This window comes from Caballeronia glebae, assembly GCF_001545035.1.
In the GTDB taxonomy this organism is placed as follows: domain Bacteria; phylum Pseudomonadota; class Gammaproteobacteria; order Burkholderiales; family Burkholderiaceae; genus Caballeronia; species Caballeronia glebae.
Genome location: NZ_FCOJ02000035.1, coordinates 57087 through 80141 on the forward strand (window position 1 = coordinate 57087; position 23055 = coordinate 80141).

23 protein-coding genes are annotated in these 23055 nt (G+C 64.9%); 5 read left to right on the top strand and 18 right to left on the bottom strand.

Annotated features, from left to right (window positions below):
• Positions 1 to 60: 60 nt before the first annotated feature.
• From AWB82_RS22525 to AWB82_RS22545, 5 genes are read right to left on the bottom strand one after another with little or no spacing between them, the layout of a single operon-like run.
• Positions 61 to 1065, bottom strand: a complete 1005-nt coding sequence (locus tag AWB82_RS22525) for an ABC transporter permease (RefSeq protein WP_086971158.1) — start codon at positions 1063 to 1065, stop codon at positions 61 to 63.
• Positions 1058 to 2098, bottom strand: coding sequence for an ABC transporter permease (locus tag AWB82_RS22530; protein ID WP_096031451.1), 1041 nt, complete (start codon positions 2096 to 2098; stop codon positions 1058 to 1060). Before AWB82_RS22530 ends, AWB82_RS22525 begins: the two co-directional genes overlap by 8 nt.
• The gene (locus AWB82_RS22535) at positions 2098 to 3612 is read right to left on the bottom strand and encodes a sugar ABC transporter ATP-binding protein (protein WP_086971162.1); all 1515 of its coding nucleotides are present in this window, start codon (positions 3610 to 3612) and stop codon (positions 2098 to 2100) included. Before AWB82_RS22535 ends, AWB82_RS22530 begins: the two co-directional genes overlap by 1 nt.
• A gap of 10 nt (positions 3613 to 3622) precedes the next feature.
• Positions 3623 to 4513 carry an amidohydrolase family protein gene (locus AWB82_RS22540; protein ID WP_086971163.1) on the bottom strand — a complete coding sequence of 297 codons (891 nt, stop codon included), beginning with the start codon at positions 4511 to 4513 and terminating at the stop codon, positions 3623 to 3625.
• Between the two features lie 31 nt (positions 4514 to 4544).
• Positions 4545 to 4859 (bottom strand): L-rhamnose mutarotase, encoded by a 315-nt coding sequence (locus tag AWB82_RS22545; protein WP_086971165.1) that lies wholly within the window; start codon positions 4857 to 4859, stop codon positions 4545 to 4547.
• A gap of 163 nt (positions 4860 to 5022) precedes the next feature.
• On the opposite strand from AWB82_RS22545, the gene AWB82_RS22550 reads away from it, so the two are divergent.
• Positions 5023 to 5979 (top strand): LysR family transcriptional regulator, encoded by a 957-nt coding sequence (locus AWB82_RS22550; RefSeq protein WP_407643034.1) that lies wholly within the window; start codon positions 5023 to 5025, stop codon positions 5977 to 5979.
• Here the strand turns inward: AWB82_RS22550 and AWB82_RS22555 are convergent.
• From AWB82_RS22555 to AWB82_RS22570, 4 genes are read right to left on the bottom strand one after another with little or no spacing between them, the layout of a single operon-like run.
• On the bottom strand, positions 5973 to 6755 hold the full coding sequence (locus AWB82_RS22555) for an SDR family NAD(P)-dependent oxidoreductase (protein WP_086971167.1): 783 nt from the start codon (positions 6753 to 6755) through the stop codon (positions 5973 to 5975). The two genes, AWB82_RS22550 and AWB82_RS22555, sit on opposite strands and share 7 nt — an antisense overlap.
• 11 nt (positions 6756 to 6766) lie before the next feature.
• Complete coding sequence (rhmD, locus tag AWB82_RS22560; RefSeq protein ID WP_086971169.1) at positions 6767 to 7945, bottom strand: L-rhamnonate dehydratase; 1179 nt, start codon at positions 7943 to 7945, stop codon at positions 6767 to 6769.
• Positions 7946 to 7975: 30 nt separating this feature from the next.
• Positions 7976 to 9298, bottom strand: coding sequence for an MFS transporter (locus AWB82_RS22565; protein WP_086971171.1), 1323 nt, complete (start codon positions 9296 to 9298; stop codon positions 7976 to 7978).
• Positions 9299 to 9319: 21 nt separating this feature from the next.
• Positions 9320 to 10081 (bottom strand): SDR family oxidoreductase, encoded by a 762-nt coding sequence (locus AWB82_RS22570; RefSeq protein WP_086971173.1) that lies wholly within the window; start codon positions 10079 to 10081, stop codon positions 9320 to 9322.
• 217 nt (positions 10082 to 10298) lie between these two features.
• Between AWB82_RS22570 and AWB82_RS22575 the strand changes: the two genes are divergently transcribed.
• The 3 genes from AWB82_RS22575 to AWB82_RS22590 all read left to right on the top strand — a co-directional run bounded on the left by AWB82_RS22575 (position 10299) and on the right by AWB82_RS22590 (position 13590).
• Positions 10299 to 11783: a Fic family protein gene (locus AWB82_RS22575; protein WP_086971175.1), complete on the top strand. Its 1485-nt coding sequence runs from the start codon at positions 10299 to 10301 to the stop codon at positions 11781 to 11783.
• 463 nt (positions 11784 to 12246) lie between these two features.
• Positions 12247 to 12516 (top strand): hypothetical protein, encoded by a 270-nt coding sequence (locus AWB82_RS22585; RefSeq protein WP_235023400.1) that lies wholly within the window; start codon positions 12247 to 12249, stop codon positions 12514 to 12516.
• A 219-nt stretch (positions 12517 to 12735) separates the two neighbouring features.
• Complete coding sequence (locus tag AWB82_RS22590) at positions 12736 to 13590, top strand: helix-turn-helix domain-containing protein (protein WP_086971181.1); 855 nt, start codon at positions 12736 to 12738, stop codon at positions 13588 to 13590.
• A gap of 20 nt (positions 13591 to 13610) precedes the next feature.
• Here the strand turns inward: AWB82_RS22590 and AWB82_RS22595 are convergent, their stop codons facing one another.
• From AWB82_RS22595 to AWB82_RS22605, 3 genes are all read right to left on the bottom strand, one after another.
• Positions 13611 to 15449 (bottom strand): ATP-binding protein, encoded by a 1839-nt coding sequence (locus tag AWB82_RS22595; RefSeq protein WP_086971183.1) that lies wholly within the window; start codon positions 15447 to 15449, stop codon positions 13611 to 13613.
• Positions 15450 to 15452: 3 nt separating this feature from the next.
• Complete coding sequence (locus tag AWB82_RS22600) at positions 15453 to 17090, bottom strand: ATP-binding domain-containing protein (RefSeq protein WP_086971185.1); 1638 nt, start codon at positions 17088 to 17090, stop codon at positions 15453 to 15455.
• A gap of 78 nt (positions 17091 to 17168) precedes the next feature.
• Positions 17169 to 17840: a glutathione S-transferase family protein gene (locus AWB82_RS22605; protein WP_086971187.1), complete on the bottom strand. Its 672-nt coding sequence runs from the start codon at positions 17838 to 17840 to the stop codon at positions 17169 to 17171.
• A 152-nt stretch (positions 17841 to 17992) separates the two neighbouring features.
• On the opposite strand from AWB82_RS22605, the gene AWB82_RS38040 reads away from it, so the two are divergent.
• A complete protein-coding gene (locus tag AWB82_RS38040) occupies positions 17993 to 18163 on the top strand; it encodes a hypothetical protein (RefSeq protein WP_200818182.1) in 171 nt (56 codons plus the stop codon).
• A gap of 46 nt (positions 18164 to 18209) precedes the next feature.
• Here AWB82_RS38040 and AWB82_RS22610 read toward each other — a convergent pair whose 3' ends face one another.
• The 6 genes from AWB82_RS22610 to AWB82_RS22635 all read right to left on the bottom strand — a co-directional run.
• Positions 18210 to 18620: a response regulator gene (locus AWB82_RS22610; RefSeq protein ID WP_235023401.1), complete on the bottom strand. Its 411-nt coding sequence runs from the start codon at positions 18618 to 18620 to the stop codon at positions 18210 to 18212.
• A 349-nt stretch (positions 18621 to 18969) separates the two neighbouring features.
• Entirely contained in the window at positions 18970 to 19776 is an 807-nt protein-coding gene (locus AWB82_RS22615) for an AraC family transcriptional regulator (RefSeq protein WP_086971190.1), read from the bottom strand.
• Positions 19777 to 19861: 85 nt separating this feature from the next.
• Complete coding sequence (locus AWB82_RS22620; RefSeq protein WP_086971192.1) at positions 19862 to 21133, bottom strand: NAD(P)/FAD-dependent oxidoreductase; 1272 nt, start codon at positions 21131 to 21133, stop codon at positions 19862 to 19864.
• Entirely contained in the window at positions 21130 to 21384 is a 255-nt protein-coding gene (locus AWB82_RS22625; RefSeq protein WP_086971194.1) for a 2Fe-2S iron-sulfur cluster-binding protein, read from the bottom strand. The genes AWB82_RS22620 and AWB82_RS22625 overlap by 4 nt, the downstream gene beginning before the upstream one ends.
• Positions 21377 to 22516 carry an NAD(P)/FAD-dependent oxidoreductase gene (locus AWB82_RS22630; RefSeq protein ID WP_086971196.1) on the bottom strand — a complete coding sequence of 380 codons (1140 nt, stop codon included), beginning with the start codon at positions 22514 to 22516 and terminating at the stop codon, positions 21377 to 21379. The genes AWB82_RS22625 and AWB82_RS22630 overlap by 8 nt, the downstream gene beginning before the upstream one ends.
• A partial coding sequence (locus AWB82_RS22635; RefSeq protein ID WP_200818183.1) for a proline racemase family protein occupies positions 22513 to 23055 on the bottom strand: 543 nt, incomplete at its 5' end. The genes AWB82_RS22630 and AWB82_RS22635, both read right to left, overlap by 4 nt.

Consider the following 23055-nt stretch of genomic DNA (forward strand, 5'->3'; position numbering starts at 1 on the left):
TGTCATTGCGCATGACTGCGCTGGTTTGCAACGGATTCCCGCAACGGACACCACACCGGCTCAAAGCGCCTGCGCCATGAGACGCTTCTCGCGCGCCGCCCGCCAACGCGCGACGAGATTCGGGATCAGCACCGACGAGAGCAACAGCGCGCCCGTCACGATGGTGAGCGTTTCACTCGATACATCCGCGAGCGTCAGCGCGTTGCGCAGCACGCCGATGATCACGAGCGACAGCAGTACGCCGATCATCGAGCCGCGTCCGCCGAAGATGCTCACGCCGCCGAAGAGCACCGCCGCGATCACGGAAAGCTCGAAGCCTTCGCCGTTGTCGCCGCGCGCGCTCGTGAAGCGCAGCGTATAGACGATGCCCGCGAGCGCCGCCATCGCGCCCGACATCATGAAGAGCCTGAGCTTCGTCTTCGCCACGTCGATGCCCGAGAACTGCGCGGCTGTCGGATTCGCGCCGATGGCGAAGAGGCTGCGGCCGAACGGCGTCGCCTGTAGCAATACCGTGAAAATGATTGCGCCCGCAATCACCAGGACGAACGGCATCGGCAGGAAGGTGTCGCCGAGCGTGTTGATGCCGAAGGCCGTGTACGACGCGGGAAAATCCGCGATCGCCTGATCGCCGAGCAGCACGTAGGCAAGACCGCGAAAGAGCGCGAGCGTGCCGATCGTCACCGCGAGCGAAGGCAGACTGAAGCGCACGATCACGAGGCCGTTGAGCAGGCCCGCGAGCGTGCCGAAGACGAGCACGAGGACGATCACGAGCGGCATCGGCAGACCCATGTGCCACAGCACGCCCATCAGCGCGCTCGATGCGCCGAGCACCGAAGCCACCGACAAATCGATCTCCGCCGCGACGATGATGAGCGTCATCGGCAGCGCGATCAGCGCGATTTCGGTGAAGTCCGCGAGCATGTTCGCCATATTCGCCGTCGAGAGAAACAGCGGCGACAACACGCGCCCCGCGACGAGCGAGACGACGAGCACGATCGCGAGCATCGCTTCCCATTGCAGGTGGCGGCGCTTGGTCGTCGACAGAGCGGAATCGGGTTTAGCCATGATCGCGTTTCCTCATCATGCGGCGCGCGACCGAGCGCGCGAGCAACGTATCGAGCGCGATCGCCGCGACGATCAGCGCGCCTTGAATCGCCTGCTGCCAGAACGGCGACACGCGCAACACCACCAGCGCGATGTTGATGACGCCGAGCACGAGCGCGCCGAGCGTCGCGCCGGCGATCGTGCCGACGCCGCCCGTGATCGCAACGCTGCCGACCACCGCCGCCGCGACCACCTGCAGTTCGATGCCCTTGGCCGTGCTCGCGTCAACGGTGCCGAAGCGCGCGAGCCACAGCACGCCCGCGAGCCCCGCGATCGCGCCGGAGAGCAGGAAGCCGATCATCACGCGGCGATCCACGCGTATGCCCGCGAGACGAGCCGCTTCGGGGTTCGAGCCGATCGCGTAGTGCTCGCGTCCGCCGCGATACTGCTTCAGATAGACCGACAGCGCGATCAGCACGACGAGCGCGATCAGCACGAGATTCGGCACGCCGAAGAGCGAGCCCGTCGCGATAGACGCGAACGAATCAGGCAGGCTCGTCGCGTTGATCTGGCCGCCGTGTACCCACGCGTAGTCCGCGCCGCGCACGATATAGAGCGTCGAAAGCGTCGCGACGAGCGAGGGCACGCGCCCGAACGTGACGAGCGCGCCGTTCACCGTGCCGATGATCAAGCCGACGCCGATGCCCCCGAGCATCGCGACGATCACCGGCATGTGCGGGAACATCACGAAGAGGCTGCCGACCGCATACGCGCTCACGCCGACGACCGACGCGACCGACAGATCGATATGCCGCATCAGCATCACGATCGTCATGCCCGCCGTCAGCAGGCCGATGATCGACACGTTGAGCAGCACGTCGCGCAGATTCTGCAGGTTCAGGAAGTCGGGCTTTGCCGCGGCCGTCGCGCCGATCAGCACGAGCAGCACGATGAAGAGCGTGAGCTCGCGGCTCTTCGCGATCGTGACCGCGATACTTTCACGTTTGGATTCGGTCGGCGGCATCGCGGTTAGCGTCGGAGAGTGTCGTGTCATCATGCTGCGCGTCCCATCGTTTGTGGCGAGGCGCCCAAAGCAGCGCTCATCACGCGTTCTTCGTTCGCATCCGCGCGGGCGATATCCGCGCTGATGCGGCCTTCGTGCATCACGAGCACGCGATCGGCCATGCCGAGCACTTCGGGCAGCTCGCTCGAAATCATCAGCACGGCCATGCCTTCTTTCACGAGTTCGGCGAGCGTGCGATACACCTCCGCCTTCGCGCCCACGTCGATGCCGCGCGTCGGTTCGTCGATGATCAGCACCCTCGGATGCGTCGCGAGCCATTTGCCGAGCACGACCTTTTGCTGATTGCCGCCCGATAGCGTGCCGACCGGCGCATCGAGATCGCCGGCCTTGAGACGAAGCCGCTTGCCCCAGTCGGCGGCGAGCGCCGATTCGCTTTTCGCCGTGATGAGCCCGTGGCGCATCAATCGGCCGAGCACGGTCAAAGACGCGTTGCGCGCGATGCTCAACTCCAGCGCGAGCCCTTGCGCGCGGCGATCCTCCGGCACGAGCGCGAGGCCGGCGCGCACCGCCGCCGCCGGATGTCCCAGCGCGAGTGTCTTGCCGGCGATCTTCACCTCGCCGCCATCGACCGGATCGATGCCGAAGATCGCGCGCGCGACCTCGCTGCGTCCCGCGCCGACGAGTCCCGCCAGCGCGACGATCTCGCCCGCGCGCACATCGAACGACACGTTCTTGAACACGCCTTCGCGCGTGAGATTGCGCACCGAAAGACGCACGTCCCCGGGCGCGACATCGGCTTTCGGATAGAACGTGTCGAGATCGCGGCCGACCATTTTGCTCACGATCGCGTCGATGCTCATGTCTTCGGTGAGCGCGTCGTAGACCTTCATGCCGTCGCGCATGATCGTCATGCGCTGCGTCAGCGCGAACACTTCATCGAGACGATGCGTGATGAACAGAATCGCCACGTCGCGCTCGCGCAACGCGCGCACGATCGCGAAGAGCCGTTCGACTTCCGGCAGCGAGAGCGCGGCGGTCGGCTCGTCCATGATCAGCACGTTTGCATCGAGCGAGAGCGCCTTGGCGATTTCCACGACCTGCTGATCCGCGATCGACAATCCGCGCACGAGCCGTTGCGCGCGCAGATTCACGCCGAGCGACGCCAGCAGCGCATCGACCTCGCGATGCATTTCGTCATAGCGAATGCGCCCGAAGCGATCGCGCGGCTGCCGGCCCATATAGATGTTCTCGGCGATGGACAGATCCGCGAAGAGTGTCGGCTCCTGATAGATCACGGCGATGCCGGCATCGCGCGCTTCGGCGGGATTCGCGAAGCGCCGCGCGACGCCTTCGACGAGCAACTCGCCCGCATCCGGCCGATACACGCCCGCGAGCAGCTTCACGAGCGTCGATTTGCCCGCGCCGTTCTCGCCGAGCAGCGCGTGTACTTCGCCGGGAAAGAGTTGCAGGCTGCCGTCGCCGAGCGCGCGCACGCGACCGAACGATTTGCTTGCATGCCGCAGTTCAAGACGTGGCGTCGTCATGTCGTTTTCCTCAGATGCGGTAGATGCGTTCGGCGTTGCGCACGAAGAGCGCGTCTTTCTCGCTATCGCTCGCATCGGCGACGATCCGCGCATACGCGTTCCACAACGCCGTGTACGTGCCGAACAGACGATCCACCGGAAAGTTCGATGCGAACATCGCGCGCTCGACGCCGAACGTATCGATGGTTTCGTGCACGTAAGGACGCAGGCTCTCGATGGTCCAGTCGTGATCGAACATCGCGAAGCCGCTCAGCTTCACCGCGACGTTCGGGCACGCGGCCAGCATGCGCATGCCGTCGCGCCACGCGCGATATCCCCGCGTCGCGTTGCGGTCCACGAACATACCCGCGTGATTGACGATGAATTGCGTATCCGCATGCTCGCGCGCGAGAAGCGCCGCCTCTTCCATCTGCGACGGATAAAGCTGCAGATCGAACGACATGCCGAAACGCTTCAGCAACGCAAAGTGCTTGCGCCATTGCGGCTCGCGCATGAAATGACGCCCGACATAATCGTAGAGCCTGTTTTCATGCACGTTGAGAATCTGGCGGATGCCGCGCGTATTGGCGAAGGCCGCATGCGCTTCGAGCACGGCGGGCGCATCGTCGGCCGACAGATCCGCGCCCGCGACGATGCCGTTCGGCATGCCGCGACCTTCGCTATCGGCAATGCCTTGCAGCCAGCGCGTTTCCTCGACAGGATCGGCGGGATCGTGATTCGCATCGACGTGCACGAGCTTCAGCACTTCGATATCTTCGGCATCGCGCAGCAGATCGGCCAGAAGATAGTCGTGCTGCAAGGCACGCGCATCGCCGACGAACGACGTCTGCGGATTCGCGAGCCAGGGATAATGATGCGTCTTGAGGTCCCACAAATGAATGTGCGGATCGACGACCTGCATGATGGCGTTCCTCGCGAAAGAGGCGAACGTTTCAGGGAAGATGAAAGAGCGGCACGAGCGGCGTCGTCACGGGCGAATTATCCGCGTGCGTATGCATCAGTTCGGCCATGGCGTCCCACCACTTGCGCATGATCGGCAGCGCCGGTAACGCATCGGTCGTATGCGTTTGCGTGCGCAGATGTATGGCGAAGAGATGCCCGGTCGATTCGTCGAGAAAGATGCGGTAATCGCGGATGCCGGCAGCGCGCAACGCATCGGCCAGTTCCGGCCAGATCTCACGATGGCGCTTCTCGTATTCCTCGCGCATGCCCGGCTTCAGGGTCATGCGAAATGCCACTGTCTCCATGGCGGGCCGCCTTATTTTGTTTAGTGAATCCCTGTGTTCGGGACTCGTTGTGCTGCGACTATAATTCGCCGACCGATAACACGACAATCCGATTGCAGGATTGGCCGATCGCAAAAACGTATCGCTGCGCGGTATCATCGCGTGGTTCAGAGCGGACTGTCGAATGAATCAGAACGTGTCCCAAAGTGTGTCGCCGAATGCCCTGGTGAATCGGCTGAAATTCAAGCATCTCGCGCTGTTGGTTGCGCTCGACGACGCACGCAATCTGCATCAGGCGGCCGAGGCCATCAACGTCGCGCAGCCGAGCGCGAGCCGCATGCTGGCGGATATCGAGGAAGCGTTCGGCTTTCTGCTGTTCGAGCGCAATGCGCGCGGCATGCAGCCGACGCCGCTCGGCACCGCCGCTCTCGCCTATGCGCGCCGTTCGCTCGCGGACCTCACGCGCTTCGCCGACGATCTTGACGCCAAGCGCCGCGGCGGTCACGGTCAACTGACGGTCGGCGCGATCATGGGCGCCGCGCCCGACGTGCTCGCGATGGCCGTCACCGAACTGAAATCCGAGCGCCCGCTTCTGAACGTGCGCATTCTCGGCGAGACGAGCGATCAGGTCGTGCAATTGCTGCATCGCCGCGAAGTGGATCTCGCGCTCGGGCGACTGACCACGCCCTTGCAGCACAACGATTTCGATTTCGAACCGCTCGCGCGCGAGGCGATGCGGCTCGTCGTGCGCGCGGGTCATCCGCTTGCCGGGAAGACTGAACTCGCGCTGGATATGCTCGTCGGCTGGCCGTGGATTTTGCAGCCGATCACGAGTCCCGCGCGCGGCCTGTTCGAAGACGAACTCGCGCGCGCCGGCCTGACGACGCCCGCCGATATCGTCGAATGCGCGTCGATCTTCGCGACGCTGCAGTTGCTGCAGAACAGCGAGGCCGTCGCGATGCTGCCGGAATCGGTCGTGCGCGATTATCTGCGCGCGCAATTGCTGATCGAATTGCCGATCGAAATCGGCAAGAGCCTCTCGGGATTCGGGCTGTTGCGTCGCAAGGCCGAGACTTTGAGCGAACCGGCCGAGTACTTCATCGCGTTGCTGCGCAAGTACTCGGCCGCGTCACCTCACTGAAGATTGACGAACAGGCCGCCATCCACGAGCAGCGACGCGCCTGTCACATAGCGCGCGCGATCCGAGGCGAGGAACACGACGCATTGCGCGACGTCATCGGGCGCGCCGAGCCGCCCGAGCGGGATGCGCTTTTCCATGTAAGCGCGCTTGTCCGTGTCCGACAAATCGTCGGCGTTGAGGTCCGTCGCGATCGTGCCGGGCATCACCGAATTGCAGCGAATGCCGTATGGCCCAAGCGCGATCGCGCAGGATTGCATCAGCGAATGCACGCCCGCCTTGGTCGGCGTGTAGTGCGTCTGCATGCCGCCGCCGACGAGCGCGCTGATCGAACTCGTCGCGACGATCGCGCCGCCCGTGCCCTGCGCCTTCATCTGGTTCGCGGCGGCCTGCGTGACGTAGAACGCGCCATTCAGATTCACCGCGACCGTGGTTTCGTAGACGGAAGGCGGCATGTCGAGGAACGCGTGAAACGGGCAGATGCCCGCGTTGCTCGACAGCACGTCGACGCGGCCGAATGCCTCGACCGTGCGCCGGACCAGTTCGATGCCCGTGTCGCGCTCGGCCACGTTGCCTTCCACCGCGATCGCGCGCCGCCCGAGCGCCTCGATCTCGCCGACGATCGATTCCACCGCCGAGGCCTTCCCGTAAGACTTGTCGTTGTCGCGCCAGTAGTTGATCGCGACATCCGCGCCTTCGCGCGCGCTCGCAAGCGCGATCGCACGGCCGATGCCGCGCGAGCCGCCCGTCACCACGACGACCTTGTTTTCGAGCAACATGCGATGCCCCTTCAGTGTGTGTAAGGCCGCGTCAACGCGCATTCCGAATTCAGCCGCACGCCGAAGCCCGGCGTCTCCGGCACCTTCATGCGGCCGTTTACCGGCACGGGCTCGTCGAGCAGCAAAGGCGTGAACATCGGCACGACCTGATCCGCCTTGGGCGCCATCATCAGGAACTCCGCGAACGGCGAGTTGTGGCGCGTCACGACGAAGTGATAGCTATACACCGACGAACCGTGCGGCACGACGAGCACATTGTGCGCGTCCGCGAGCGCCGAAATCTTGATGAGCTCCGTGATGCCGCCGCACCAGCCGACATCCGGCTGCACGAGATCCGCGCAACCCATCTCGAACAGCATGCGAAAACCCCAGCGCGTCGCTTCGTGCTCGCCGGTCGTCACCATCATGCCGCCCGGCACGGAGCGGCGCAGTTCGGCATAGCCCCAGTAGTCGTCGGGCGGCAGCGCTTCTTCGATCCACTTCAGGCCGTGCTCGCGCGCCGCATTCGCGAGGCGTTTCGCGTAGTTGAGGTCGAGGCTCATCCAGCAGTCGAACATCAGCCAGAAATCGTCGCCGACTTTCGCGCGCATGTCCGCGAGCTTCGCGATGTTCTTGTGCAGCCCTTCCTCGCCTTCCGCCGGGCCGTGCTGCAAGGGCATCTTGCCGCCGATGAAACCCATCTCCTTCGCGAGATCCGGGCGCGCGCCCGTCGCGTAGAACTGCAGTTCGTCGCGCACCGGTCCGCCGAGCAGATGGAACACCGGTTCCTTACGCACCTTCGCGAGCAAGTCCCACAGCGCGAGATCGACGCCCGAAATCGCGTTGAGCACAATGCCCTTGCGCCCGTAATACAGCGTCGCGTTGTACATCTGATCCCACATTTTTTCGATGTCGGTCACGCGCTGGCCTTCGAGAAAACGCGCCAGATGCTTCTCGACGATGAACGCGCCGATTTCGCCGCCCGTCGTCACCGCGAAGCCGACGGTGCCGTCGCTCGCCTCGATCTCGACGACGAGCGAACCGAGCACGTTCAGCCCGAACGACTGACGGCTCGCGCGGTATTCGGGATAGCGGGCCATCGGCGTGGCGATGTGGTCGTCGATCCAGTGATCGGCGCCCTGGTCGTGATAATCGGCGCCGCCGCCGCGAACGGTGAAGGCGCGCACCTGGCGGATCGTGGGCATGGACATGATGTGGCTCCGTACGAGTGGTTTCGTTGTTCAGGACGCCTTCGCGGCGTCGGCAATGGGTTCGTGTTCGATGCCGCCGGGCACGCGCACCAGCACGACGATGACGAGCGCCGCGAGCACGCTCGCGCCCGCCAGCACCATGAGCCCGGCGCTCGTCGAATGAAACGAGGCTTCGGCGGCGGTGCGGGCCATCGGCGCAAAAAAGCCGCCGAGCCCGCCGAGCGAATTGATGAGCGCGATGCCCGCCGCGGCGGCCACGCCCGTGAGATAGCGCGTCGGAAAGGTCCAGAAGAGCGGCTGCGCGGCGATGAAGCCGCTCGCCGCGCAGCACAGCGCGATGAGCGACACAACCGGCGATCCCGCGATGCCCGACACCGCGATCGCGACGCCCGACATCACGAGCAGCGCCACCGCGCAGATGCGATGCCTGCCGGTGCGATCGGCGTAACGCGGCACGATCCACGTGACGACCACGGCGGCGATCCACGGCAGCGCCGTCACCAGCCCGACGCGAAAGCCGACCTTCGTGCCGAGCAGCGCCGACACCTGTTGCGGCAGATAGAAAACGACGCCGTACACCGCCGCCTGGATCAGGAAGTACACGCAGCACAGCACGAGCACGCGCGGATCGACGAGCGCCGCGAGCACACCGCGCGGCCCGTGCGAAGAAGCGGCGCGCGCATCGTCGTCGAGGCGGCTGACGAGCAGCGCGCGCTGATCCTGCGTGAGCCATCGGGCTTTCGCGGGATCGTCGTCGAGATACCAGAACGCCCACACACCGACAATCGTCGCGAGCAGCCCTTCAACGAGAAAGAGCCATTGCCAGCCCTTGAGACCGAACGCGCCGTGCAGATCGAGCAGCAAACCGGACAGCGGCGCGCCGAAGATGAATGCGAGCGGCGCGCCGAAATAGAACACGCCGAGCGCACGCGCGCGCGAAGATTGCGGAAACCAGCGCGTCAGATAGTAGACGATGCCCGGAAAGAAGCCCGCCTCCGCCACGCCGAGCAGGAAGCGCAAGGTATAGAACGTCGCGGCGTTATGCGCGAGGGCCATCGCCGCGGAGACGAGACCCCACGTCACCATGATCCGGCACATCCAGAGCTTCGCGCCGACGCGGTGCAACAGCAGATTGCTCGGCACCTCGAAGATCGCGTAGCCGACGAAAAACACGCCCGCGCCGAATGCGAACGCGGCGTTTGAGAGGCCGGTGTCCTGCTGCAACGCTTTCTGCGCAAAGCCGATATTCGCGCGATCGAGAAACGCGAGCACGTACATGAGCAGCAGAAACGGCAGCAGCCGGCGCATCACGCGGGACGTGACGGCGCCTTCCGACTGTGCGGAATGATTCATGTGATTCTCCCGATGGCGCGCTCAGTACGTCGCGCGTCCGCCCGACAAATCGAATACCGCGCCGGTGCTGAACGCGCAGTCCGCGGACGAAAGCCACAGAATCAGCGACGCGGCTTCCTCAGGCATCAGAAAGCGGTTCATCGGAATCTTGGAGAGCATGTAGTCGATGTGCTCCTGCGACATCGAATCGAAGATTTCGGTCTTGGCGGCGGCCGGCGTGACGGCGTTCACGAGGATGTTCTTGCCCGCGAGTTCCTTGCCGAGCGATTTCGTGAGCCCGATCAGGCCGGCCTTCGACGCGCTGTAGTGCGACGCGTTCGGATTGCCTTCCTTGCCCGCGATCGACGCGATGTTGACGATGCGCCCATAGCCCGCCTTCAGCATGTGAGGCACGACGGCGCGGCACGTCAGATACGGCCCGATAAGATTGACGTCGATCACGCGGCGCCACACGTCGGGCGCGAGCTCCCAGGTCGCGCCGTTGCCGCCGGTAATGCCCGCGTTATTGACGAGCACGTCGATTCTGCCGTGCGCGGCGAACGTCTTTTTCGCGGCTGCGTCGACGGAGGATTCCTCGGTCAGTTCGACGACCGCGTCGCTGACTCGGCGCTCCTTGTACTTCGCCGCGAGCTCGGCGCTCGTGCGCGCGAGGCGCTCGCCGTCGACATCCCAGAGCGACACATCGGCGCCGGATTCCAGCGCGCGCTCCGCCACCGCGAGGCCGATGCCGCGCGCGCCGCCCGTGATGATCACGACGCGGTTCGCCAGGTCGATTCGGTTCATGGATTCGTCTCCTTTCGTTGTTTGCTGCTTTGGGTTGTCATGCCGTGAGAGGCACTATAGTCCCGTGCCAATAGCGCAACAATTCGAAAGGGCGATCGTTCGATAGCAAAACCGGATCGCCGAACTAATCCGGACGACCGGACGTTAAAATTTTTCGATGAAAATGCCGAAAACGCGCATAAAGTTATGTTTTCTCGATAACGGTTAAGAAATCTCGATGACGCCGATCGGTTATGCCCGTCTCATCGCCATCGGCGAATTGCGCGTCACGTCGCCGCAGCGGCTCGCATACGCGAGTTCGTCGGTGAATCGGCGCATCGACAGCGAGAGCCATATTCTCTTTCCGAACAGCGTGGCCTTCGACGATACGCCCGTCGGTCATCTGGAATTCGCGCTCCGTCACGAAGGCGTGAATCTCGAAGTCATCGACGCCGCGTTCGAGCATATGGAGCCGGATGAACTCATCGCCCGTCTGCGCGCGACGCCGACCGGCGAGCACATTCGCCGTGCGTGCTTTTTGTGGGAATGGTTGACTGGCAAAACGCTCGATGCGGGCGTGACCGTCCGGGGCGGCTATGTCGATCTCTTTCCGACGGACATCTATTACACAGCGCCGCAGCCTGTGCGCGCGCCGCGCTATCGCGTGCGCAACAACGCGCTCGGCACGCCGTCGTTCTGCCCGGTCGTCCACCGCGTGGCGATCCCGGACGATCCGCCCCTGACCGACCTGCTTCTCGAAGCGCAAAGCGCACTCGATGCGATGCAGGACCCCGATCTGTATAAACGCGCGCTCGCGTTTCTGTATTTGTCGGAGACGCGCGGCAGCTACGCGATCGAATCGGAAACGCCCAGTTCCGACAAGCAGGAACGTTTCGTCCAGCTCCTGAGGCGCGCGGGCGAGCCGACGAAGATCGACGAAGAATGGCTGGTGCAACTGCAAAACGTCATCGTGCGCGATGTCTACAGCCAGGAAGCGTCGTACCGGACCAAGCAGAACTGGCTAGAGGACGCGGCGGGACGCGTCGACTTCTTTCCCGCGCCCATCGCCGATCTTCGAAGCGTGATGGCCGCCTGGGAAGATTTCGTCAACGATCAGAAACGTTGCCCCGACGTGCTTGTGAAAGCCGCGTGCGCGGCCTTCGGCTTCGTCTATCTGCATCCGTTCTTCGACGGCAACGGCCGGCTGCATCGGTTCCTCATTCAGCACGTGCTCGCGCGCTCGGGCGTGCTCGGCGCGGATACCGTGATTCCGGTGTCGGCGGTGATGGAGCGCAACATTCCTGCGTATCACGCCGTGCTGACGGCGTTTTCGCGTCCGGTCACGCGTCTTTGGAACTATCGGCGCGTCGATACGGAGCCGCTCGTGCTGAGCGCGCCTTCGAGCCGTGCGTACCGATTTTTCAACGCGGACCGTGAGGTGGCGTTCCTGCACGCGATGATCAAGGATGCCGTGCGCGAGGAAATTCCGCGCGAGATCGCGTGGCTGCAAGGCTACGACGCCGCCTTCGCTCAGTTGAATGACGAGTTCGATCTGCCGCGCAAGGACCTTTCAGCGCTGATCCGCATGATCCAGTCGAACAAGGGCGTGTTGTCGGCGCATCGCAGGAAACAGTATCAGCACCTTCCTCGCGCCGTACTCGATCGAATCGAGGAAGTGGTTCGCGAGGCGTTCGCGAGTGAAGCGCCGGCGTCAAGAAGTTAGGCTTTTTCGGGCAGATGGCGAAAATCGCCCGAAAAATTAAGATTTCTCGATGAAAGTTAGAGAATTTCGAGTGGCGTCGCCCTTAAAGCCGTCGTTCTCGCTCGGCTCTTTCGTGTCGCCTTTCGATCGCAGTCGCTTCGGCGAAATGGCCACGCGGCATAGCGACCAAGTCCTTTAAGTGCTTATCAGCGATAAGGGCGAACCCCAAAAGCGCGGCGAGGCCCATCGGACCAATCAAGATAGCGGCAAGTAACACGGCAGCCTCCCTTCGATGAGGTTCGCAGTGTATCCCGCAGGAAGCCGCCAATTGCGGCGAAAAACCGTAATACTCCATTCAACAAACGGGAACTGTCATTCATCTTTATCCGACAGAACAAAGTCGCGCGTCTTGATCCGGCTCCGGGCACGGCCATTGCTTAAGCCAGCGGCCGTCGATCCTGACGTCCATTCAACCTGGAAAAGCATGTTCACACCGAAAGCCTGCACCGCCACCTGCGTACTCGACGGAATGCCCGTCACGCTGACTTACTTCCCCGATACCACGCTGCTGCGCATCACCGACGCCAACGGTCGCTGCGTGCGCGAAACCCGCTGGCCGGCGCCGTGGCGTACTTTGCTCGCGACCTTGCGCGAATTCAGCGGACGCGACGCCGAAAGCCAGCTTTCGACCTTGCTCGACGAGATTCCCGCCACGTCGAAGCCGACGCGCGAACTTGCACCCGCGCTCGCGTGATCGGCCGTGCCGCTCAAGCCACGACCGACGCCTGGGCAAATGCGCGCCAGCAAACCGCAACGGCCAGCGTTTCGCCAATAGGATCGATGCGTTCCGGCGGGGCATTTTGAGTGCGCGGACCCGCGCGCTTTACAATGCCGGATCGACTGCGCATGGGCTGCTCGGCCTGCTCCGAATCACGCCCCTCGCGGTTCCACTCTCACGCATCCGACTGGCTGTATGGTCACTGAAACGTCTTCATCGGAATCTCTCGCTGTCGCCGAACGCGTGCGCGAGCTCATGGGCCGTCATGGCATCGGAAAGCGTCAGCAGACAGCCGAGTTGTGTCGCATTCTCGACCTGAGCTTTTCGCAGGGCCATCGCAAATTGCGCGGCAACAGTCCGTGGACGCTCGCGCAAATTCGCCGCGTCGCCGATGCCTTCGACGAACCCGCGCTCAAGCTCTTCGATTCGATCAACACGCGCCCCGACGAAACCGAAGGCACCGCGCACGATGCCGTGCTCAAGCTCGGTTCCGTGGAGATTCCCTGCATGGCCTGGGTCGGCAGCGCGCTCGACCCCGGCAGCCGTCCGGATTTCATCGCGCAAAAAGTCAACGCTCGCTGGATCGTGACGAAGCATGAAGGCGTGCTGCTGCACGAAGCCAGCGACGTGCACAAGATCGAGATCCAGCCGCGCCGCCCCGACACCGACAAGCCGATCATCGCCGTAGTGGACGACGATCACGCCTCGGCCGATAACCTGCACGACTATCTCGAAGCCACCGGCTTCACGGCGATGGCCTTTTACGGCCTCGACGCGTTCCTCGAAGCGCTGCAAACGCAAGTGTTCGATGCCGTCGTGATGGACTGGCTGTTCGGCGTGCATACGTCGGCGGACGCGATTCGCGCCGTGCGCGGGTCGGACAACCCGGACGCGCCGGTCTTCGTGCTCACGGGCGAACTCACCACGGGCAAGGCCAGCGAATCGGAAATCAGCCAGGTGATCCGCGACTACAACGTGACCTGTTTCGAGAAGCCCGCGCGACTCGGCATACTCGTCGCCGATCTTTCCAAACGGCTGATGCGCAGCTAGCCGCAACGCACACGCGACGCCTACCCGACTCGCCGGCGCACCGTCACCGCGCGGTGCACGGCGCCCTTCAGCACCTCGTAGCGCACCGGCTTCAGCAGATAGTCGAAGAACAGCACCGCCGCGCTCGGATCGACCAGTTCGGGCGCATACGCGCTCACCGCGATGATCGGCACGCTCGCGCCCGGCGCACTGCGCGCGCGATACTCGTCCGCGAACGAATAGCCGTCCTTGCCCGGCATGTGCAGGTCCGCGAGGATCACGTCGGCGTCGTTGGCGCGCAGCCATGCGAGCGCGCTGTCGACGTCCGGCAGCGCGACCGCGTAATAGCCCAGATGCGTGAGCATTTCGATCAGCGAATCGCGGATCGACTCGTGGTCGTCGATTACGAGCACGCGCGATTTGCGCAACTCGGGCGCATCGGCTTCCGGTTCACGCTCGGGCACGTGGCGCGCCGCTACCGCCGGCAGGCTCACGCGAAACGCCGCGCCCTGCCCGACTTCGCTCGACACCTCGATTTTCCCGTCGAGCAGATCGACGAGCCCGCGCACGACCGCGAGGCCCATTCCCGCGCCGTCGAAGCGCCGCGTGCTCGACGAATCGAGCTGCGTGAATTCCTGGAAGATGAGCGGCAACTGCTCGCGGGAGATGCCCGGCCCCGTATCGATTACGGAAATGTCGAGGCGCTCTTCCGTGCGCGCGAAATGCACGTCGATGGAACCGGCATCGGTGTACTTGATCGCGTTGGTCACGAGATTCGTCACGATTTGCCGCACCCGATGCGGATCGGATTCGATCGGCCCGCGCTCGCCCGCATAGTCGCCGCGCAGTGCCAGCCCCTTCGCGCTCGCGGCGGGCGTGTTCGCATCGACGATGGATTCGAGCAATTCGAGCGGATCGAACACGACCATGCGCAGTTCGAGCTTGCCCGCGCCGAGACGCGCGTAGTCGGTCAGATCGCGCATTTGCGCTTCGAGATGACGCGCGCCCGCTTCCAGCCGCTGCATGATCTTGCGGTCGGCGTCGCCGCGCGCATTCAGCCCGAGCAATTCGACCGACGAGACGATGGCGTGCAACGGCGTGCGCAACTCGTGGCTGATCATGCCGAGGAACGTGTCTTTCGCGACGCCCGCCTCGCGCGCCGCGCGCGTCGCCTGATGCTCGGCCGCGAGCGCCGCGCGCTGTTGCTCGATGAGACGCGTGCGCCGATAGCCGTTCAGCAGCAGCAGGATCGTCGCCGCCGCCGACAGCAAACCTAGCAGCACGCCGCCGTAAATCAGATAACGGCGTTTCGCCTCGAAATCGCGCACGATCGCCTCGCGCTCGGCGACATCCATGAGACGCCGCCCGCCGGCCAGTTCCGCGACCACCGGCGCGTTCTGCCGCAATATGCCGATCACGCGCAAGGTGCGCTGATGCTCGGCTTGCAGTCCTTCGACGTCGCCCTGGATGGAATCGAGCGCCGTCTGCAATTGACGCAGAATTTCGCGCTGCCGGTTGATGAGCGCCTGATGGTCATCCGACAGCCCGGCCGATTCCGACACCTGCCTGAGCCGCGCGCGCAGCAGCCGATAGCTCGCGCGCACGGCCTCCACGTCCTCATCGATGCCGTTGCGATAGAGCAGCACGTGATTTTCGAAGCGCTCGTAGGCGATCTGAAGCTGCGCGGCGTCCCAGTACACGTCGTTGGGCAGGACGAGCCTGTGCGTCTCGCGCGCGACCAGGCTGGAGTACAACATGTAGCCGACCGCGCCAATGGGCGGCGCGACCGCGAGCGCGATCAGCGCCGCATACCAGAGCCGGCGAAACCAGGGGCGCGCGGCGGGCGCGCGCAGCGACGGCTCGGTGCTGGTGACGGCCATCCGCTACTGCAACGCGACGATTGCCCGGGCCGCGCGCTCGGATGCGACCACGATCAGCTTCATCGTCGCCCGCGTCGCGCCGACGAAGATCTTGCGCGCGGCCTGCTCGTCGAGCGTGTCGAAATCGACTTCCGTGAGAATCACGCACGGCGCCGATTGCCCCTTGAAGCGATAGATCGATTCGAGCAGCACGTCGCCCTCGCGATACTCCGGATTGCCGAACAGGTCGTAGGTTCCGATGAAGGCGCGCAGCCGGTGCGGACCGAGTTGTTCGACGGCGGTGAGCGCCGAACCTTCGCGGCCCCGGAACGACAGCACCGCAATGTCCTGCTTGCGAAATCCGAGCGAGAGCGCCTGCGTGATCGCGCGCTTGGTCGCCTCGATGATTTCCTCGGGATGCCCGTCCGCGTAAGTCGATACGCTCACGTCCGAGCCGTCGAACGGACTGCCCGCGTCGAGCCGCACATCCGGCCCGACGACCTTGCGGATGAAACCGAGCAGATCGCGCGGGCTGCGGTAGTTCGTGGTTTCGCGCAGAATGGTCCAACCTGGCAGCGGCACCGGCTCGCGCAGATAAAGGTTCTGCATCGGATCTTCGAGCCACCACCACGCGCCATCTGGATTCAGCAGGCGTTCGAGCGCCCCGACCCACGCCGCCTGAAAATCCTGGCCTTCATCGACAATCAGCACATCGGTCTTCCATTGCTCCGGCACGGGCACCGCGGCGAAGCGCTCTTCGAGCGTCGCGAAGACATTGGGCTGACTGAAGTCCGGCGGGCTTCCCGCATCGCGCGCGACGGCCGCGCTCAACTGATGATAATTCGCGATCTTCGCCTCTTTCGGCGCGATCGCACGAATATGGTCGGCGAGCGGCCGGTTGAAACAGACGTAGAGCACGCTCTTGCCCTGCGCGAGCGCGTCGCGCATCACGCGCACGGCGAGTTGCGTCTTGCCCGCGCCGGCCGTTGCGATCACGCGCAGACGGAACGGTTCGAATTCGAGCCGGCGCGCCCACGTCGCGAGTCCGCCTGAGAGCCGCGTGACAAGCGTGTTCGCCGCGCCGACGAGCGCGTTGGTATCGGGCGTGAGCGAGAGTTCGTCGGCGAGAAAATGGTGAATACGCGCCGCCGACTCGAAGCGCGGCTCGTCAGGCGGCAGGATTTCCAGCACGACGCGCGCGAGCTGCGACTTGCGGCTCGCATCGACGATGCGCGCGGGCGGCACGCCCGCAATTGCCGCGTTCTTCACCGTGTAGTCGGGGCAATACAGCAGTTCCTCGATCCGGTACGTGCCCGCGCCGAACGCCGCCGTGAAACGCCGATGCAGATTCTCCAGCGTGAGCGCGAGCTGAATGGCGACGTTGCGCTCCTTCTGCAGATAAACCTTTACGAGACCTTGCCCCGTCTCGCGCAGAAAACCGGCCTTCTGCTCGATCATCAGCACCCGCCCCGAAGGCGCGACGACCACGAAATCCGCTTCGCCGAAGACCGAAAAACCTTCGTTGACGCGCGTCCAGTGCACGCCGTGATAGACCGTGTAGTCGTCGGGCAACTTTTCGAGCAGCGCGAGGGTTTCGATTTCGCGCGCCGCCGCGCCGGTCGCTTCGAGATTCTTCCAGTCGTCGGGAACGATTCGGGCCATGCGTCGCCTTTGCGCTGAGTGGTTGCGTGCGGCTCATTGTACGCAACGCGCCTCTCGTTCCGGCGGTCGGCCGAATGGCTAATTCGCGTAGTCGTATCGGCCGCCCCGTTCGAGCGCGCGCTGGTACGCGGGGCGCGCGTGAATGCGTTCGAGAAACGCGCGGATATGCGGCAGCGATTTCGCGCCCGCGCGGGCGCTGCCGGCTTCGAGCGGGAAGCTCATTTGCACGTCGGCGGCGGTGAATGTCTCGCCAGCGAACCACGGCGATTTCGCGAGTTCGGCATCGATATAGCCGAAGTGCAGCCGCAATTGCGGATCGATGAAACTGCTCTGCATCGTCTGCGCGATACGTCTCGCGATCGGCTTGGCGAAGAACGGCATTTTCGCGCTCTCCAGCCGCCGCGCGACGAGCTTGAGCAGGAGCGGCGGCATCGCGGAGCCTTCGGCGTAATGCATCCAGTAGTTGTAGCGCACGCGTTCGGGCGAAGCACCCGGCGGCGGCGCGAAACGGCCTTCGCCGTATCGGTCGACGAGATATTCGACGATCGCGCCCGACTCCGCGAGCGTGAGACCGTCGTCGGTCACGACCGGCGATTTGCCGAGCGGATGCACCGCGCGCAACTCAGGCGGCGCGAGCATCGTGCGCGGATCGCGCTGATAGCGCTTCAGTTCATAGTCGACGCCGAGTTCTTCGAGCATCCACAGCACGCGCTGCGAGCGGGAATTATTGAGGTGATGGACGATCAGCATGCTTTTAACTCTTCTCCAATACTCGACGATGCCGCCCGCGGTACGCCACTTGCATGCAGCGAAATCACACGCGGTCGGGGCGTCGAAAGGATACGGCCCTTTCACGAAGGCCGCGCAACGATTTCTAGCACACAACGAAAAAGGAGAAGTCGATGACGCTGATCATTTACCTTGCAGGCTGGCTGATTTTCATTGGCGGCGTGTCGTGGGGGCTCGTGGCGATGCACGTCTCGCAGCACACGATCATGATCGTTGCCGTAATCATGCTGGGCATCGCCGTCATCACGGGCGCGACGCGGGCGCGCAACCGCGACCGGTCGTAAGGTCCGGGGCCGCCTTTCACGGGCGGCCCCGACGCTTCACATCACTTCACATCACCACGCGCGCGCGCGCCGCATCCTGTATCAACGTGACGAGCTCGTCCGGATGCACGGGCTTCGTCATGAAATGCTGAAAGCCTTCGCCGATGCTTCGTAATCGGTATTCGTCGCCGCCGTGTCCCGTCAGCGCGATCGCCACGGACGGCGGCAGGTTGCCGCGTATTTCGTGATCCCGCAAACGTTGGACGAGATAGAAACCGTCCATCTCGGGTAGGTCGAGATCGCAGATCACCGCATCGGGAAGATGCTCGATCGCCGTTTGCGCGCCGTCTTCGGCGTCGGCTACGGCGATGACTTCCGCACCCTCTTCTTCCAGCAACGTCTGCAGCGACGCTCTGCTCTCGGGATCGTCCTCGATGAGTACGATCCGCATATGCCCCAGTCTTGCCACTTCGTTCATGATGTTATTTTCTGCTGCCCAAAAACGGAATTCTCGCGTCGGTCTCCAGCTCTTCCGCCGCGCGCGCTGTTGCGCGCACTGATTGACACGAAAACGCGGCGGGAATTCCGAACGCACCGCTTTTTATGCCGCGCGTACGCCGGTGCGGAACGCCTCGCGGTTTTGTGGCCACGCTGGCTAATAGATCGGCCAGTCGCAGCGTGCCTAAAAGAGCAAAAAACGGACCGACTTGCATTCCCGCCCGGGAAAGCCGCGTCGCGCGGGCCTCACAGCCCGTGCGCCGCCCACGGATTTGCAACACATGCGCACGATCGTGTAATTCCGGCATCGGCCGTGCCCTGATTTCCCATCAGACATTTGTCTCTCGAACGGAATCGGGGCGCGGGGCGTTCGACGTTCCCGCCTGCAACAGCGCGCGATATTCGCTGGGCGTGAGGCCCACCGTCGCCTTGAACTGGCGCGTGAAGGCGCTGTGATCGGTGTAGCCGCACAGCGCGGCGACATCGGTGACTTTTTCTTGAGAGACGAGCAGCGCGGTGGCCGCGTCGAGCCGCGTTTTCAGCAGCACCTGACGCGGCGTCAGGTGAAAGACCTTGTGGAAGTAACGCTCCAGTTGCGCGATCGACATGTTCGCCATCTGCGCGAGCTGCCGCATATTGAGCGGCTGCACATAATTTTCCTGGATGTGCTGCACGACCGCCGCAAGCCGGCTGTACGCGGGATGCGTCCCTTCAGCCGCCTGCAAATCGCGCGAAATGCCGGCGAGCCCGACGATATTTCCCTGCGTATCGTGCAGCGGCTGCTTGCAGGTCATGCACCAGCCCGGCTCGCGCCCCGGATACAGATGCAGTTCGAGTTGATCGATCAGTTGATGTCCCTGCGCGATGATCGCCTGATCCTGCGCCGTGCAGATGCGCCCGAAACGACGCGGGAACACGTCCTCGGCGGTCTTGCCGAGGAGCGCCGATTTGTCGTCCTTGTGGCCGCAGCGTCGCGCGAGCGTGCGATTGACCATCGCGTAGCGCGCCTCGCGATCCTTCACGAAGAACACGATGTCGGGCATCGCGTCGAAGACCGGCGCGAGCAGCGCGAAATGCGCGAGCATGTCGGAGAGCGTCGATGCCGGAGGTTGTGCGATGGGCGCCGTGTTCGTCATGCGTGAGGGTGTCGGTTGCGCTCGAATGAATCAGGCGACCGATTATAGAAGCGCGCATGCGCGGACAAAATTGGCGCTGGCCCCACTAGGAAATGGGCGCGGGCGCGTCCGTGCGTTCACCCGCGGCGATCAGCGTGTCGATGCGCACCGGCGCGAACGGTGGGCGCGCCGCCTCGCGCGGCCAGCCGAAATAGACCGATGCCGCCTCGCCGCAAATGCGCCCCTGACACGGCCCCATGCCGCAACGCGTCTGCAGCTTTGCATCGCGCCAGTTCGCGTGCGCGGCGACTTCGCCGATCGATACGTCCTCGCAGCGGCACAGCAAGGTGTCCGGCGACGGCATCGCGCGGGCGTCGGCGCCGAGTTCGAAGGCGTGCGCGACGCGTCGCGCGAACGCACGCCAGCGATCGCGGTCACGCGCGAGACGCGCATCGATGGCGATGTCGAGCGCTGCATGCGCCGCGATCGCGCCTTCGACGCTCGCGAGTTCCATTCCGCCGATGCCCGTGCATTCGCCCGCCGCGAAGACGTCTTCCAGCGAGGTTCGTTGCGCGTCGTCGACGTGAATCGCGCCGTCACGTTCGTCTGTCGCGCAGCCGAGCGCGAGCGTCGCGTTCGGCACGAGTCCGTAGCCGCACGCGACGCGATCCGCTTCGAGCGTTTCATCGCGCCCGTGCGCGCGAATCCTGACCGCCTCCACGCGCGCGCTTCCGTGCGCCGCTACGACAACGCTGCTCGTCCGATAACACGCAACACCGAGCGCGAGGGCCTGCGCCAGCTTGCCCGGCGTCGACGCCAGCGACGCGACGAATCGTGCGACACGCTCGAACGGCGCCTGTTCGAGCACCGCGACGACGCGCGCACCGTGACGGCGCGCGGTATCGGCGGCGGCGAGCAAAAGCGGCCCGCTGCCCGCCACGACGATGCGCTCGCCACGCACCGACATGCCGCTCTTGACGAGTGCCTGCAGGCCGCCCGCGCCGGTGACGCCGGGCAAGGTCCAGCCATCAAAAGGAAGAAGCCGCTCGCGTGCGCCCGTCGCGAGGATGAGCTTCGAATACGCGAGCACGAGCGGCGCGCCGTCGCGTTCGAGCAGGAGCCGTTTGTCTCCGGGCGCGGCGGCGACTCGGGTCGCGTTCATCGCGATGAGGTTCGCATGCGAGCGCGTTTCATCGAGCCATCGGCGGAGCGGGACGCTGGGCGCGTGCGCCGGTCCTTGCCGCCAGATCTGGCCGCCGACGCGCGGATTGTCATCGACGAGCGCGACGCGCACGCCCGCACGCGCCGCGATGCGCGCCGCGCTCAAACCCGCCGGTCCCGCGCCGACGATCGCGACATCGACCTGTTCGACATTCATTGCATCGTCTCGATCGAAAGTCCGTCGCGGCAAAGCGTCTGACAGCCGAGCACGTCCGCGCGGCCATCGACCGTCACGCGGCATTCGTGGCACACGCCCATGCCGCAGAACGCGGCGCGCGGCTCGCCGGTGACGGAGCGCCGCGTGCCGCCGACGCCGCGCAGCGCGATCGCGATCGCCGCCGCGACGGTCGTGAACGCGGGCACGGCAAGCGGCTCGCCGTCGATGATCACGCGCACGCGCTCAGCCATCGGCGTGCTCCGGCGCGAATCGTTGCGGGGAGAAAGCATGCGTGTCGGGCAACTGGAACGGAATCGGCTCGCCGAGCATCTGCGCGGCGATGAGCTTCGCGGTGCCGAGCGAAGTCGTCACGCCGAGCCCTTCGTGACCCGCCGCGAGCCACAGCCGGTCGCCGGGAAAACGCGCGGGTCCGATCAGCGGCAAGCCGTCGGGCGTGGCGGCGCGAAAACCGGTCCACGCGCGAATCGCATCGAGCGCGCCGATGCCCGGCAGATAGCGCGTCGCGCGCGCGAGCATCGCGGCGAGCACGTTCATCTCGACGGCGGGATCGAGCGTGCCCAACTGCCGCGACGAACCGATCAGCACTTGCCCCGTCGGACGCGGCTGCGCATTGAACGCGACCGAGGTGCCGCGCGCGTGATGCGCGCTCTTGATGTAGCCGAGTTCCAGCACCTGATGACGGATCGTGCCGGGATAGCGACCGGTTATGAGCAAATGGCCCTTCTTCGCTTCGAGCGGCACGTTTGCGAGCAGATCCGGCGCCGCAAGCCCATTGGCGATGACGACATGCGAAGCCGTCCTGCGCTCGCCGTTCGCAAGCGTGACGCTCGCGCGCGTTTCGCCGGCATCGACCGCGCGAACCGCGCAGCCGGTCGATACGCGGATGCGCGCCGAACTCGCCAGCAGCCATTGCGCGGCGGCGGGCGCGTACACGATCGCGTCGTCTTCGATCAGCAGGCCGCCTTGCATCGCGTGGCTCACCGCCGGCTCCGATTCGCGCAGCGAGGCGCGGTCGAGCATATGCGCGCGCACGCCCGTCGCCGCGAATGCATCGCGCATCGTGCGGGCCGCGTCCAGCTCCTCGTCGTCTTCGGCGATCCAGAGCGTGCCGCAACGCGAGAACGCATCGCGCTCACGCAGCCGGCCGCCGAGCGCGAGCCACAGTTCGCGCGAAGCACGCGCGAGGGCGAACTCGGCGGGCGAATCGTTCATCACGACGATGTGGCCCATGCCCGCCGCCGTCGCGCCGCCGCCGATACCGCGCGCCTCCAGCACATCGACCGTCAGGCCGCGCGCGGCAAGCTCGGCCGCGCACGCCGCCCCGACGATGCCGCCGCCGACGACGATCACATCCGCCTTCATGCGCGCGCGCCGGTCTCGATGCCTCGCATGAACGGATCGCGCTCGTCGAAAACGAGACGCCCTTCGCCCATGACGTGCGCGTAGCCCGTGATCGTCGGGACGAGCACGCCGCCGTCGAGCGCGTAACTACCCTCGAACACGCTGCCGATGATGCTTTCCTGACGCCAGATTTCGCCCGGCGCGAGCACTTCGTCCGCCGCGAGGCACGCGAGCTTGGCGCTGGTTCCGGTGCCGCACGGCGAACGATCGTAGGCGCTGCCCGGGCACAGCACGAAATTGCGGCTGTCGACGCCCGCGACGGGCGAATCCGCAAACAGTTCGATATGGTCGATGAACGCACCCTCGGCGCCCGTGATGCCCTGCGCGTGCAAGGCATCGCGGATCGCCTCGGTGAACGCGGTCAGTTCCGCGATGCGCGCGGGAACTAGCTCGCGCCCGTGATCCGCGACGAGAAAGAACCAGTTCCCGCCCCACGCGACATCGCCGGTGAGCGCGCCGTGGCCGGGCACCTCGACCGTCACCGCGCGCCGATGCCGATA